This window comes from Pseudomonas sp. GW821-FHT02B10 (assembly GCF_059421865.1).
On record NZ_JBWKVU010000006.1, the window covers coordinates 293,188 to 306,089 of the forward strand.

The following is a 12,902-nucleotide window of genomic DNA, read 5'->3' on the forward strand; positions in this document are numbered from 1 at the left end:
GAATGATTCTAGCTGGGCGCTATGCTTGGCTGGTTGCTGGAGGTGAGCTGCCGTCGCGCTCTTCCAAGGCATGCAGACATATATCGCGCGAAGCGGCCCTTCAGGCCGCACGCAATGCCTTACGGCAGCGCTACAACACCTTCTCGCTGGCCGAGGAATGTTCAAACAAAGGATGAGGCTATGGTTCAAGTTCGCAAACTGGTGTTAGCAATAGCGGCCGCATCGGCGCTGTCCTCCGGTATGGCGCAGGCGCTTGGGCTCGGGGAGCTGACCCTGAAGTCGACTCTGAACCAGCCACTGGTTGCAGAAATCGAGTTGCTGGACGTCAAGGATCTCACCGCCGCCGAGGTGGTGCCGAGCCTGGCCTCGCCTGAAGATTTCGCCAAGGCGGGCGTCGATCGCCAGGCCTTTCTCAATGACCTGAGCTTTACGCCGGTGCTCAATGCCAGCGGCAAGAGCGTGCTGCGGGTCACGTCGAGCCATCCGCTCTCCGAGCCGATGGTCAAGTTCCTGGTGCAGGTGATGTGGCCCAATGGCCGTCTGCTGCGCGACTACAGCGTCCTGCTCGACCCTTCCAAGTTTTCCCCGCAAACCGCTGAAGCGGCCGTGCAATCCGCGGCACAAACTCCAGCGGTTGCCGCGCCGGTCACCGGTGCCGGCAAGCCTGCTCAATACACCACCTCGGCCCGCGATACCCTCTGGGAGATTGCAGCCAAGGCCCGCAATGGCGGTTCGGTCCAGCAAACCATGCTGGCCATCCAGGCGCTGAATCCGGATGCCTTTATCGACGGCAACATCAACCGGCTGAAGACCGGGCAGGTATTGCGCCTGCCCGATGCCGTGCAGAGCACCAGCCTGCCGCAGCCGCAAGCGATCGCCGAGGTCGCCGCGCAGAATACGGCGTGGCGTCAGGGGCGCCGCCTGGCGCCGCGTGGCGCTCAGCAGCAACTGGATGGCACCCGGCGCGCGGGCGCGGACAAGGCGCCTACCCAAGGCGCGGCCAAGGATAATCTGAGCCTGGTGTCTGCCGAGTCCGGCAAGGCGCGGGGCAAGGGTGCGGCTGGCGACAGCCAGGCGCTGAGCAACAAGCTGGCGGTGACTCAGGAAAGCCTCGATACGGCCCGGCGTGACAACGCCGAGCTGAAAAGCCGTCTGACGGACCTGCAAAGCCAGCTGGACAAGCTGCAACGCCTGATCGAATTGAAGAACGACCAGTTGGCCAAATTGCAGGCGGAAGGGGCGGGTGCCGTGGCGCCAGCACAACCGACCGCGGCCATGCCGGCACAGCTGGCTGAGCAGCCTGCGACCCCGGCGGCGCCAGTGACCGATCCTGCGGCAACGTCGGGCGAGGCCCCGGCTGAAGCGGCACCGGCCCAGGCGCAAACACCGGCGTCCGATGAAGACACATTCAACGACCTGCTGACCAATCCGATCCTCCTGGGGCTGGCGGGCGGTGGGGCAGTGCTGGTGCTGTTGTTGCTGCTGTTGCTGGCTCGCCGTCGCAAGGCTCAGCAGGAGGCGGAAAAGCATCTGCGCATGGCTCGCGCCCTGTCCGAAGAGTCTGATCTGTCCAAGGATCTGGATCTGCCGGAAAGCAGCTTCGAAGGCCTTGAAGTTCCACCGCCGAGCGTCAAGCTCGCTCCAGCTCCAGCTCCAGCTCCAGCTCCAGCTCCAGCTCCAGCTCCAGCTCCAGCCCCGGTCGTGGCGCCTGTGGTGGACGCGGCGCCGGTGGCTGCCGCAGTCGAGCACCCGGCCGATGTGCTGGATCAGGCCCAGTCCCATATCGATGGCGGTCGCCTGAACCAGGCGGCGGCGATCCTGGAGGAGGCCGTCAAGCTGGAGCCGCAGCGTAGCGAGGTGCGCTTGAAACTGATGGAGGTCTACGGTCATCAGGGCGATCGCAGCGCCTTTGTGGCCCAGGAGCGTCAGTTGGTGGCCAATGGCAAGAATCACGCTGAAGTCGAACAGCTGAAAAGTCGCTTCCCGGCAATGGCTGCTGTGGCGGCTGCGGGTCTCGGCGCTGCGGCCGTGGCGGCGGCGCTGGATGCTCAATACGTCAAGGAGCTGTTGCTCGACGAGCCGCAGGAGCCAGCGCCGGCACCGGTTGTCGACGACCTGGATACCGACTTCGATCTGAGCCTGGACGATCTGGAGGCCGCCTCTGCGGCGTCGCCGGTTGCTCCGGCTGTTCCTGCTCAAGTTGAGCCCGAGCTGGACGACTTCCCGCTGGATGACGACCTGAGCTTCGAGTCGGTGCTGCAGCAGCAAACCGAAGCCAAGGAAAGCCTGGACGATCTGTCGGATTTCGACCTGGATCTGGGTGAGGGTCTTCCTGCCGTGGCGCAAGCCGATGAGGATTTCCTGCTCAGTCTGGATGACGACCTGAAGGATCTGCCGGCTGCCGAAGTGCCTACGGTGACCGAAGCTGCGCTCGACGATCTTGAGCTGCCAGCGGACTTCGACTTGTCCCTGGCTGACGAGATGGATGCGCAGCCCGCTGCCAAGGATGCTTTCGCTTCCGAGCTGGACGATGTCAATGCCGAGCTGGATCGCTTGTCGCAAAGTCTCGAGCAGCCGGACCTGGCCGAGCCGACCTTTACCGCGGAAGATGCCGCAGGCAGTGCCGACGAAGGGGATTTCGATTTCCTTTCCGGCGCCGATGAAGTGGCGACCAAGCTCGATCTGGCCCAGGCCTACATCGACATGGGCGATAACGATGGCGCGCGGGATATTCTCGGCGAAGTCATCAGCGAAGGTAACGACGGTCAGAAAAGCGAAGCCAAGGAAATGCTCGCGCGTCTGGCCTGAGTCGGCGCCAGCAGCAAAAAAACGGCAGCCATCGAGGCTGCCGTTTTTGTTTCTGGGCCCATGGCAGCGCTTGCGCGGTTAAGCCAGCAGGTCTTCGTAGAAGGCGCCGAACGGCCGGGTAGGGTGGGCGATCTGGATTTCCAGAATCCACAGGCCAACGTTGGGGCATGCCTCGAAGTTGCCCAGGTCGCCCGCTCGATAAATGGCATGGGGGAAGTCGCTGACCCGGTGCCCCTTGATCTCCAGGTTCAGCACCCAGCCCATGGCGCTCGCCTGTTCTTCGGCATAGCGATACAGGGCAGGGCCGGCGACCTTGTGCTCGCTCCAGTGATCACGAACCCGTTCGAACAGGGTTTGGGCCGCCGTGGCACAGGCTTGCATCTCGGGATCGTTGCCGGTGACGAAGGTGGCGCCGCAATCGCCTTCGTGGCGGTCCCAGACCACTCCCAGGTCGATAAAGAAGATGTCGTTGTCGCCCAATATCGGATCGCCTTCGGAGCGTTGCTTGAAGGTCTTCAGGGTGTTTTCGCCAAAGCGCACCAGCGCCGGGTGCCAGATCCGGTCCATGCCCAATTCCGCAAGCACCTCCAGCCCCAAGGCGCGAGCCTGGGATTCGAGCATGCCTGGCTGGATGCGCGCGGCTATCTGCGCGATGGCTTCCCAGGTCTTGCGTTTGGCGTGGAGCATGCCTTGCAGGCTGTAGGCGAGGCCCACGGCCTCCTTGTTGATGGCGGTCATTGGTCTCAGGTCCCGGTCGAGTGGATTTATGGGTTTCGTTATATATTCATCTATATAGCGTTTGTCCTGGTTTTCACGCAATCCTGTTTACGCTCGCTGGCGCTTAGTGGGCAAACATCAACTAAAAGCGGGTCGCGCATGGCGTCTGCTTGCGCGCGCCTTATAATGGCTGCCTTTGCGCATATCAGCAGGCTGTAAGTTCTTGGCAAATATAGATAACGCGGCCGCCGAAATGGCGGCCGCAGGCTTTTTCAGAATTGCGTTGGGTGTCGAATACAAGGGCTCGCGCTATCGCGGCTGGCAGCGTCAGGCTTCCGGTGTCCCGAGTGTCCAGGAAACCCTTGAGAAGGCGTTGTCCCGGGTGGCGGACTCGCCGGTGCTGCTGTCTTGCGCCGGGCGTACCGACGCCGGCGTGCACGCCTGCGGGCAGGTGGTGCACTTCGATACCCAGGCCGAGCGGTCGATGAAGGCGTGGGTGATGGGGGCCAATATCAACCTGCCCCACGACATCAGCGTGAGCTGGGCCAAGGTCATGCCGGCGCATTTTCATGCGCGGTTCAAGGCGATTGCCCGCCGCTATCGCTACGTGATCTACAACGACCAGATCCGTCCGGCGCACTTGAACGAGGAGATCACCTGGAATCATCGCCCGCTGGATGTCGAGCGGATGGCCGAGGCTGCCCAGCATCTGGTGGGCACCCATGATTTCAGTGCATTCCGTGCAGGGCAGTGCCAGGCCAAGTCGCCGATCAAGGAAATCCACCATCTGCGGGTCACCCGGCACGGCAAGATGATTGTCCTGGATATCCGTGCCAGCGCGTTCCTGCATCACATGGTGCGCAATATCGCCGGAGTGCTGATGACCATCGGCGCGGGCGAGCGTCCGGTCGAGTGGGCCAGGGAAGTGCTGGAAAGCCGGATTCGCCGCACGGGCGGGGTGACGGCGCATCCTTTCGGACTGTATCTGGTGCAGGTCGAGTATCACGATGAGTTCGAGCTGCCCGAGCGATACATCGGGCCACATTTCCTCACTGGCTTCTCGGAACTTGACGGCTGACGCCCGGAAAAGCATTTGCTACCATCCGGGACTTTCCCCGGATTTGCCCTGAGGTTTAAACGACATGCCAGCCGTTCGCAGCAAAATTTGTGGGATTACCCGCATTGAGGATGCGTTGGCGGCGGTCGAGGCCGGGGCCGATGCCATCGGGCTGGTGTTCTACGCCAAGAGCCCGAGGGCGGTGAACGTCCAGCAGGCGCGGGCGATCGTTGCCGCGCTGCCGCCGTTCGTGACCACCGTGGGCCTGTTCGTCAATGCCAGCCGCTGCGAGCTGGGCGAGATCCTCGATGCGGTGCCGCTGGACCTGTTGCAGTTTCACGGCGATGAAACACCGGCGGACTGCGAGGGCTATCACCGGCCCTACATCAAGGCGCTGCGGGTCAAGGCCGGCGACGATATTGCCAGCCGTTGCGCGGCTTATGCGCGGGCCAGCGGCATCCTGCTCGATACCTACGTCGAGGGCGTGCCGGGTGGAACCGGCGAAGCCTTCGATTGGTCACTGGTACCGCAAGGCTTGAGCAAGCCGATTATCCTGGCCGGTGGCTTGACTGCCGAGAATGTCGGCCAGGCGATAGCGCAGGTTCGCCCGTACGCCGTGGATGTCAGCGGCGGGGTGGAGCAGAGCAAGGGCATCAAGGATCACGCAAAGATTCGCGCATTTATGCAGGCCGTTCGCGGCAGCTGTTAGTCGATGTGACGGCTGGCAGTCTGCCGCCGTCCATAACACCACTGTACAAAACAGGCCGGCACCGTCGCTGGGCGGGCCGTAAATCGAAGTGGCAGCCGCTCTATCCGGGGGTTGTCGGGATGGCTGAGGAGCCGTTCGGTACAGGCAGGTCAAGCTCGCGCTGACCACGGTAGCGAACAGATCATCGCCGCACACATGAATTTAGCTCAAGGGCATACGCGGGGCCGCGAACCAGAGCGTTCGGGCCGCCGGTACTGGAGAAAGAAAGCATGAGCAACTGGTTAGTAGACAAACTGATCCCTTCGATCATGCGTTCCGAGGTGAAGAAAAGCTCGGTGCCTGAAGGTCTGTGGCACAAGTGCCCGTCCTGCGAGGCGGTGCTGTATCGTCCGGAGCTGGAAAAGACCCTGGACGTCTGCCCCAAGTGCAACCACCACATGCGCATCGGCGCTCGCGCCCGTATCGACATTTTCCTCGACTCTGAAGGCCGTGCCGAACTGGGCGCCGACCTGGAGCCGGTAGACCGTCTGAAATTCCGCGACGGCAAGAAGTACAAGGATCGCCTGACCGCGGCCCAGAAACAGACCGGTGAAAAGGACGCGCTGATTTCCATGAGCGGGACCCTGCTGGGTATGCCGGTGGTGGTATCGGCGTTCGAGTTCTCCTTCATGGGCGGCTCCATGGGCGCCATCGTTGGCGAGCGTTTTGTACGTGCTGCCAACTACGCGCTGGAAAAGCGTTGCCCGATGGTCTGCTTCTCCGCTTCCGGCGGTGCGCGGATGCAGGAAGCGCTGATCTCCCTGATGCAAATGGCCAAGACCTCCGCGGTGCTGGCGCGTCTGCGTGAAGAAGGGCTGCCATTCATCTCTGTGCTGACCGACCCGGTCTATGGTGGCGTTTCCGCCAGCCTGGCGATGCTGGGTGACGTGATTGTCGCCGAACCCAAGGCCCTGGTCGGCTTCGCCGGTCCTCGCGTGATCGAACAGACCGTGCGTGAAAAACTGCCGGAAGGTTTCCAGCGCAGCGAGTTCCTGCTGGAGCATGGCGCTATCGACATGATTATCCCGCGCCAGGAGCTGCGTCCGCGCCTGGGTAACCTGCTGGCTCAACTGATGGGCTTGCCGACGCCTGAGTTTGTGGCTGCGCCCGTCGAGGCGATCGTGGTGCCGCCGGTGCCTGCAAACATATGACCGAGCGTACCCTTGGCGACTGGCTTGCCTACCTTGAGCAGTTGCATCCGTCAGCCATCGACATGGGGCTGGAGCGCTCGCAAGAAGTAGCGTCCCGCATGGGATTGGGCAGGCTGGCGCCTCGGGTCGTCACGGTGACCGGTACCAACGGCAAGGGTTCTACCTGTGCGTTCGTGGCGTCCTTGCTGCGAGCCCAGGGGCTGAAGGTCGGTGTCTACAATTCCCCCCATCTGTTGCGCTACAACGAGCGCGTGCAGATCAATGGCGTCGAAGCCAGCGATGCCGAGCTGTGCGAGGCCTTTGTCGCGGTCGAAGCCGGGCGCGGTGAAATTTCCCTGACCTATTTCGAGATGGGTACCCTGGCGGCCTTCTGGCTGTTCCAGCGTGCCGGTCTCGATGCCGTGGTGCTGGAAGTCGGCCTGGGTGGGCGCCTGGATGCGGTCAACCTGGTGGATGCGGATCTGGCACTGGTCACCAGTATCGGCGTCGACCATGCCGATTACCTGGGTGACACCCGAGAGTCCGTGGCCTTCGAGAAGGCCGGGATTTTCCGCCAGGGCGCGCCTGCGCTCTGCGGTGACCTGAATCCCCCTCAGCCCCTGCTGGATAAGGCGCGTGAATTGAACTGCCCGTTCTTCCTGCGCGGTCGTGATTTCGACCTGGGGATCACTGAGGCGAACTGGCGGTGGCGGGGTCTCGATGCGCGGGGCAATGCTGTCGAGCTGCGCGACTTGCCGCTGCTCGATCTGCCCATGGAGAACGCCGCGCTGGCCTTGCAGGCCTATTTGTTGCTGGGGCTGCCTTGGCAGGCCGAACGCATCGCCGAAGCCTTGCAGCAGACACGAGTGGTCGGGCGCCTGGATCGCCGTCAGTTCGAATGGCAGGGCAAGCGCCTGAACCTGTTGCTGGATGTCGGGCACAACCCCCATGCCGCGGAGTATCTGGCCGAGCGCCTGATGCGCCGACCAGTGGCGGGCAAGCGCCTGGCGGTATTCGGCCTGTTGGCGGACAAGGACCTGGAGGGTGTGGTTGCCCGCCTGGATGCCTGTGTCGAGCATTGGGCGGTGGCGCCGCTGGATTCTGCCCGTGCGCGTCCCGTTGCGGACTTGCAGGCGGCACTGCAGAACCTTGGGGCTTCGGTAGCGTCTTATGAGAGTGTCGCCGCAGCCTTGGAAGGGCAGTGTGCACAGGCTACGGGCGAAGACGAGATTCTGCTGTTCGGATCTTTTTATTGTGTTGCCGAGGCGCTCGAGTGGCTCGCTCGGCGCTCCACGGAGGAAGCTGCACATGGCTATGCTGGATAACGTCTACAAGCAGCGAATGGTTGGGGCCCTGGTTCTGGTGGCGTTGGCGGTGATTTTCCTGCCGATGCTGTTTTCCCGCGAAGATGAGCAGCGGCATATCAATGTCGAGGCGCCAGCAGTGCCTCAGGCGCCTGCTGTAACCCGGGTGCAAGTCGAGCCTGTGGTGGTGCCAGAGCCGCAGGCGCTGCCACAGGAGCCGGTACCCACCGATGAAGACGTGGCCCAGCAGGCCGCTCCTTCGATGCCGATTGCGCCAAGTGTTCCGGTTGCTCCGGCTCCAGTCCCGGTGGCACCGCCAGTCGCCGCGAGCAAGCCCGTGGTTCCACCTCCGGCGCCAGCCCCCAAGCCGGCTCCGGCCCAGCCGATTGCCGCAGCGCCAGCCAAGCCCGATGCGACCCCAAGCCGTGTCGATGCAAACGGCCTGTCGGTCAGTTGGTCGGTGCAACTGGCCAGCCTGTCCAGTCGGGAAAGCGCCGAGAACCTGCAGAAAACCCTGCGCAGCCAGGGGTACAACGCTTATATCCGTTCCGCCGATGGCAAGAACCGGGTATTCGTCGGTCCATTGATCGAGCGGGCCGAGGCAGACCGCCTGCGCGATTTGCTGAGCCGTCAGCAGAACCTCAAGGGTTTTGTCGTGCGCTTCCAGCCTGAGCGCGGTTAAGGCTATCGCCTTGATTTGCAAAGCACAGTGAATCGCAGCTTACCGACGGCCATGCGCTCTGTTAAAATGCGCCGCCTTATCCGTCTGTAGGCTGCACTGTGCCATTTACCTGGGTTGACTGGGCGATCGTTGCAATCATCGCCATCTCCGCTTTGATCAGTTTGAGTCGCGGCTTCGTCAAAGAAGCGCTGTCGCTGCTTACCTGGATCGTCGCAGGAGTCGTTGCCTGGATGTTTGGTGGCTCTCTGTCCGAATACCTCAGCGGATACATCGAGACTCCCTCGGCTCGCGTGATCGCGGGCTGTGCCATCATGTTTGTCGCCACTTTAATCGTGGGCGCAATGATCAATTATCTTATCGGCGAATTGGTTCGCGTCACCGGGCTATCCGGGACCGATCGATTCCTCGGCATGGCCTTCGGCGCGGCGCGTGGCGCGTTGCTGGTGGTCGTGGCGGTCGGGCTGTTGAGCCTGGGGCCGGTACAACAGGATTCCTGGTGGCAGCAGTCGCGACTGGTGCCACAATTTCTATTGGTTGCAGACTGGTCAAAAAACCTCATATTGGGGTGGAGCAGTCAGTGGCTGGCCAGCGGTATCAGCGTACCCGCTGAAATACCGTTCAAGGAACAACTCTTACCGGCCAAAACGCCTCAGTAAGATGTGTTCAGTTCAGTTTCATTAAGTAGGGGTTGCGTCGCATGTGTGGCATCGTCGGTATCGTCGGTAAGTCGAACGTCAATCAGGCGCTGTATGACGCGCTAACCGTCCTCCAGCACCGCGGCCAGGACGCTGCCGGTATCGTGACCAGCCATGATGGCCGGTTATTCCTGCGCAAGGACAACGGCCTGGTCCGTGATGTTTTCCATCAACGGCACATGCAGCGCCTGGTCGGTCACATGGGTATTGGCCATGTGCGGTATCCGACCGCTGGCAGCTCGACTTCGGCCGAAGCTCAACCGTTTTACGTCAACTCGCCTTACGGCATCACCCTGGCGCATAACGGTAACCTGACCAATGTTGAACAGCTGGCCAAGGAGATCTACGAGTCTGACTTGCGCCACGTCAACACCAATTCTGATTCGGAAGTCCTGCTCAACGTCTTCGCTCACGAGCTGGCCCAGCGCGGCAAGCTGCAACCGACCGAAGAAGACGTATTCGCCGCTGTGACCGACGTGCACAACCGTTGCGTTGGCGGTTATGCGGTAGTCGCCATGGTCACCGGTTATGGCATTGTTGGCTTCCGCGACCCTCACGGTATTCGCCCGATCGTTTTCGGTCAGCGTCACACCGACGAAGGCGTCGAATACATGATCGCCTCCGAAAGCGTGTCCCTGGATGTGCTGGGCTTCACCCTGATTCGCGACCTGGCGCCGGGCGAAGCGGTCTACATCACCGAAGACGGCAAGCTGCACACCCGTCAGTGCGCGACCAATCCGAAACTGACTCCGTGCATTTTCGAACATGTCTACCTGGCGCGTCCGGACTCGATCATCGACGGCGTGTCGGTGTACAAGGCGCGCCTGCGCATGGGCGAGAAGCTGGCCGAGAAGATCCTGCGCGAGCGTCCGGATCACGATATCGATGTGGTCATCCCGATTCCGGATACCAGCCGTACCGCGGCGCTGGAGCTGGCGAACCACCTGGGTGTCAAGTTCCGCGAAGGCTTCGTGAAGAACCGCTACATCGGCCGGACCTTCATCATGCCGGGCCAGGCCGCGCGGAAAAAATCCGTGCGCCAGAAACTCAATGCCATCGAGCTGGAGTTCCGCGGCAAGAACGTGATGCTGGTGGATGACTCGATCGTTCGCGGCACCACCTGCAAGCAGATCATCCAGATGGCCCGTGAAGCCGGCGCGAAGAACGTCTACTTCTGCTCCGCGGCGCCTGCCGTGCGTTTCCCGAACGTGTACGGCATCGACATGCCGAGCGCTCACGAACTGATCGCACACAATCGTTCGACTCAGGATGTGGCTGATCTGATCGGCGCCGACTGGCTGATCTACCAGGATCTGCCTGATCTGATCGAGGCGGTCGGTGGCGGCAAGATCAAGATCGAGAACTTCGACTGCGCGGTGTTCGACGGCAAATATGTCACTGGCGACGTCGACGAGGCCTACCTGAACAAGATCGAAAACGCACGTAACGATGCCTCCAAGGCCAAGACCCAGGCGGTCAGTGCGATCATCGATCTGTACAACAACTGATCTAGAGCATTAGAAGACATAAGGAGTAGGCGGCATGAGTCAGGATTGGGATGCCGGTCGGCTGGACAGCGACCTTGATGGCGTAGCTTTCGACACCCTGGCCGTGCGCGCCGGCCAACACCGTACCCCGGAAGGGGAGCACGGTGATCCGATGTTCTTCACCTCCAGCTACGTGTTCCGCACGGCCGCCGATGCGGCCGCGCGGTTCGCCGGCGAGGTGCCGGGCAATGTCTATTCCCGCTACACCAACCCGACCGTGCGGGCGTTCGAAGAGCGTATCGCCGCCCTGGAAGGCGCCGAGCAGGCGGTGGCCACGGCCACCGGCATGGCGGCGATTCTCTCGGTGGTCATGAGTTTGTGCAGCGCGGGCGACCATGTACTGGTTTCGCGCAGTGTGTTTGGCTCGACCATCAGCCTGTTCGAAAAGTATTTCAAGCGCTTCGGTATTGAGGTCGATTACGTGCCCCTGGCGGACCTGTCCGGCTGGGATGCGGCGATCAAGGCCAATACCAAGTTGCTGTTCGTTGAATCGCCGTCCAACCCGCTCGCCGAGCTGGTGGATATCGCTGCATTGTCCGAAATCGCTCACGCCAAGGGCGCGATGCTGGTGGTCGACAACTGTTTCTGTACTCCGGCGTTGCAGCAGCCGCTGAAGCTGGGCGCGGACGTGGTGGTGCACTCGGCGACCAAGTTCATCGATGGCCAGGGTCGTTGCATGGGCGGTGTGGTGGCTGGCCGCAGCGAACAGATGAAAGAAGTGGTGGGTTTCCTGCGTACCGCGGGACCGACCCTGAGTCCGTTCAACGCCTGGATCTTCCTCAAGGGCCTCGAAACCCTCAACCTGCGGATGCGCGCCCATTGTGCCAATGCCCAGGCCCTGGCCGAATGGCTGGAGCAGCAGGACGGTATCGAGAAGGTGCACTACGCCGGTCTGCCAAGTCATCCGCAATACGAACTGGCTAAGCGTCAGCAACGTGGTTTCGGCGCGGTGGTGAGCTTTGAGGTCAAGGGCGGCAAGGACGGGGCCTGGCGTTTTATCGACGCCACTCGCCTGATTTCCATTACCGCCAACCTGGGCGATAGCAAGACCACCATCACTCATCCGAGTACCACCTCTCACGGCCGTCTGGCGCCGCAAGAGCGTGAAGCGGCGGGCATTCGGGACAGCCTGATTCGTATCGCTGTCGGCCTTGAGGATGTGGTGGATCTGCAAGCCGACCTGGCGCGCGGGTTGGCAGCCTTGTGATCGAGTTGTCCGAACAGCAGAGCGTTGCCAACGGCCGCGTCGCGCTGGTGACTGGCGCGGCACGCGGTATCGGCCTGGGCATCGCTGCCTGGCTGATCAGCGAAGGCTGGCAGGTGGTGCTGACCGATCTGGATCGCGTACGCGGCTCCCAGGTGGCCAAGGTCCTGGGTGACAGTGCCTGGTTCATTGGTATGGATGTGGCGGATGAAGCGCAGGTCGCCCTGGGTGTCGCCGAAGTGCTGGGGCAGTTCGGGCGCCTCGATGCGCTGGTGTGTAACGCAGCAGTTGCTGACCCGCGCAACATCACCCTGGAAAGCCTCGACCTGGCTTACTGGAATCGGGTGCTGGCGGTGAACCTCAGCGGTCCGATGCTCCTGGCCAAGCACTGTGCGCCATATCTGCGCGCTCACGGCGGAGCCATCGTCAACCTGGCATCTACCCGTGCTCGGCAATCGGAACCGGACACCGAAGCCTATGCGGCAAGCAAGGGCGGTCTGCTGGCCTTGACCCATGCATTGGCCATGAGCCTGGGGCCGGAGATCCGGGTCAATGCGGTCAGCCCCGGCTGGATCGACGCTCGGGACCCGGCGGCGCGTCGGGCCGAGCCTCTGAGCGATGCCGATCATGCTCAGCATCCGGCGGGCAGGGTAGGGACGGTCGAGGATGTGGCGGCGATGGTGGCGTGGCTGTTGTCGAAGAACTCCGGTTTTGTCACTGGTCAGGAGTTCGTGGTCGACGGTGGTATGAGCAAAAAAATGATTTATCGCGATTGATGGCGTGTGGAGGGCGCAACGAGCACGGCTTTAGGTCGTCGATGTTGTTGATTCCTTTTTCAGGCGTTGTCGTGATTTTGTCTTTTTCAGAAAAACTTCAAGCAGGGTATTGACTTAGCATCGGTATCTGCGTAAATTTCGCGGCCTCAACGAAGCAAAGGGTGATTAGCTCAGCCGGGAGAGCATCTGCCTTACAAGCAGAGGGTCGGCGGTTCGATCCCGTCATCACCCACC

At 62.0% G+C, this 12,902-nt stretch carries 11 protein-coding genes and 1 tRNA gene; 11 read left to right on the plus strand and 1 reads right to left on the minus strand.

Going from position 1 to position 12,902, the window contains the following annotated elements:
• Positions 1-180: 180 nt before the first annotated feature.
• Complete coding sequence (locus AC07VU_RS16300) at positions 181-2,808, plus strand: motility hub landmark protein FimV (protein WP_495030138.1); 2,628 nt, start codon at positions 181-183, stop codon at positions 2,806-2,808.
• Positions 2,809-2,886: 78 nt separating this feature from the next.
• Here the strand turns inward: AC07VU_RS16300 and AC07VU_RS16305 are convergent, their stop codons facing one another.
• On the minus strand, positions 2,887-3,546 hold the full coding sequence (locus AC07VU_RS16305; protein ID WP_253363345.1) for a M24 family metallopeptidase: 660 nt from the start codon (positions 3,544-3,546) through the stop codon (positions 2,887-2,889).
• A 232-nt stretch (positions 3,547-3,778) separates the two neighbouring features.
• Between AC07VU_RS16305 and truA the strand changes: the two genes are divergently transcribed.
• The 10 genes from truA to AC07VU_RS16355 all read left to right on the plus strand — a co-directional run bounded on the left by truA (position 3,779) and on the right by AC07VU_RS16355 (position 12,900).
• Entirely contained in the window at positions 3,779-4,603 is an 825-nt protein-coding gene (truA, locus tag AC07VU_RS16310) for a tRNA pseudouridine(38-40) synthase TruA (RefSeq protein WP_016704910.1), read from the plus strand.
• 64 nt (positions 4,604-4,667) lie between these two features.
• The gene (locus AC07VU_RS16315; protein WP_277588265.1) at positions 4,668-5,291 is read left to right on the plus strand and encodes a phosphoribosylanthranilate isomerase; all 624 of its coding nucleotides are present in this window, start codon (positions 4,668-4,670) and stop codon (positions 5,289-5,291) included.
• Between the two features lie 269 nt (positions 5,292-5,560).
• A complete protein-coding gene (gene accD / locus AC07VU_RS16320; RefSeq protein WP_495030139.1) occupies positions 5,561-6,481 on the plus strand; it encodes an acetyl-CoA carboxylase, carboxyltransferase subunit beta in 921 nt (306 codons plus the stop codon).
• On the plus strand, positions 6,478-7,785 hold the full coding sequence (gene folC, locus AC07VU_RS16325) for a bifunctional tetrahydrofolate synthase/dihydrofolate synthase (RefSeq protein WP_495030140.1): 1,308 nt from the start codon (positions 6,478-6,480) through the stop codon (positions 7,783-7,785). The genes accD and folC overlap by 4 nt, the downstream gene beginning before the upstream one ends.
• Positions 7,769-8,446 carry an SPOR domain-containing protein gene (locus AC07VU_RS16330; protein WP_274306123.1) on the plus strand — a complete coding sequence of 226 codons (678 nt, stop codon included), beginning with the start codon at positions 7,769-7,771 and terminating at the stop codon, positions 8,444-8,446. The genes folC and AC07VU_RS16330 overlap by 17 nt, the downstream gene beginning before the upstream one ends.
• Positions 8,447-8,544: 98 nt before the next feature.
• Positions 8,545-9,102, plus strand: coding sequence for a CvpA family protein (locus tag AC07VU_RS16335; RefSeq protein WP_007921975.1), 558 nt, complete (start codon positions 8,545-8,547; stop codon positions 9,100-9,102).
• Between the two features lie 41 nt (positions 9,103-9,143).
• Complete coding sequence (gene purF, locus AC07VU_RS16340; protein ID WP_007921973.1) at positions 9,144-10,649, plus strand: amidophosphoribosyltransferase; 1,506 nt, start codon at positions 9,144-9,146, stop codon at positions 10,647-10,649.
• Positions 10,650-10,683: 34 nt separating this feature from the next.
• Positions 10,684-11,895, plus strand: a complete 1,212-nt coding sequence (locus tag AC07VU_RS16345) for an O-succinylhomoserine sulfhydrylase (RefSeq protein ID WP_007921971.1) — start codon at positions 10,684-10,686, stop codon at positions 11,893-11,895.
• A 5-nt stretch (positions 11,896-11,900) separates the two neighbouring features.
• The gene (locus AC07VU_RS16350; protein ID WP_219734949.1) at positions 11,901-12,668 is read left to right on the plus strand and encodes an SDR family oxidoreductase; all 768 of its coding nucleotides are present in this window, start codon (positions 11,901-11,903) and stop codon (positions 12,666-12,668) included.
• A 159-nt stretch (positions 12,669-12,827) separates the two neighbouring features.
• A tRNA-Val gene (locus tag AC07VU_RS16355) sits at positions 12,828-12,900 on the plus strand.
• The last annotated feature ends 2 nt before the right edge of the window (positions 12,901-12,902 follow it).

Coding starts and splice junctions, on each gene's coding strand:
- AC07VU_RS16330 (WP_274306123.1), top strand. CDS start 7,769: ATGGCTATGCTGGATAACGTCTACAAGCAGCGAATGGTTGGGGCCCTG.
- AC07VU_RS16345 (WP_007921971.1), top strand. CDS start 10,684: ATGAGTCAGGATTGGGATGCCGGTCGGCTGGACAGCGACCTTGATGGC.
- AC07VU_RS16305 (WP_253363345.1), bottom strand. CDS start 3,546: ATGACCGCCATCAACAAGGAGGCCGTGGGCCTCGCCTACAGCCTGCAA.
- AC07VU_RS16315 (WP_277588265.1), top strand. CDS start 4,668: ATGCCAGCCGTTCGCAGCAAAATTTGTGGGATTACCCGCATTGAGGAT.
- accD (WP_495030139.1), top strand. CDS start 5,561: ATGAGCAACTGGTTAGTAGACAAACTGATCCCTTCGATCATGCGTTCC.
- folC (WP_495030140.1), top strand. CDS start 6,478: ATGACCGAGCGTACCCTTGGCGACTGGCTTGCCTACCTTGAGCAGTTG.
- AC07VU_RS16300 (WP_495030138.1), top strand. CDS start 181: ATGGTTCAAGTTCGCAAACTGGTGTTAGCAATAGCGGCCGCATCGGCG.
- purF (WP_007921973.1), top strand. CDS start 9,144: ATGTGTGGCATCGTCGGTATCGTCGGTAAGTCGAACGTCAATCAGGCG.
- truA (WP_016704910.1), top strand. CDS start 3,779: ATGGCGGCCGCAGGCTTTTTCAGAATTGCGTTGGGTGTCGAATACAAG.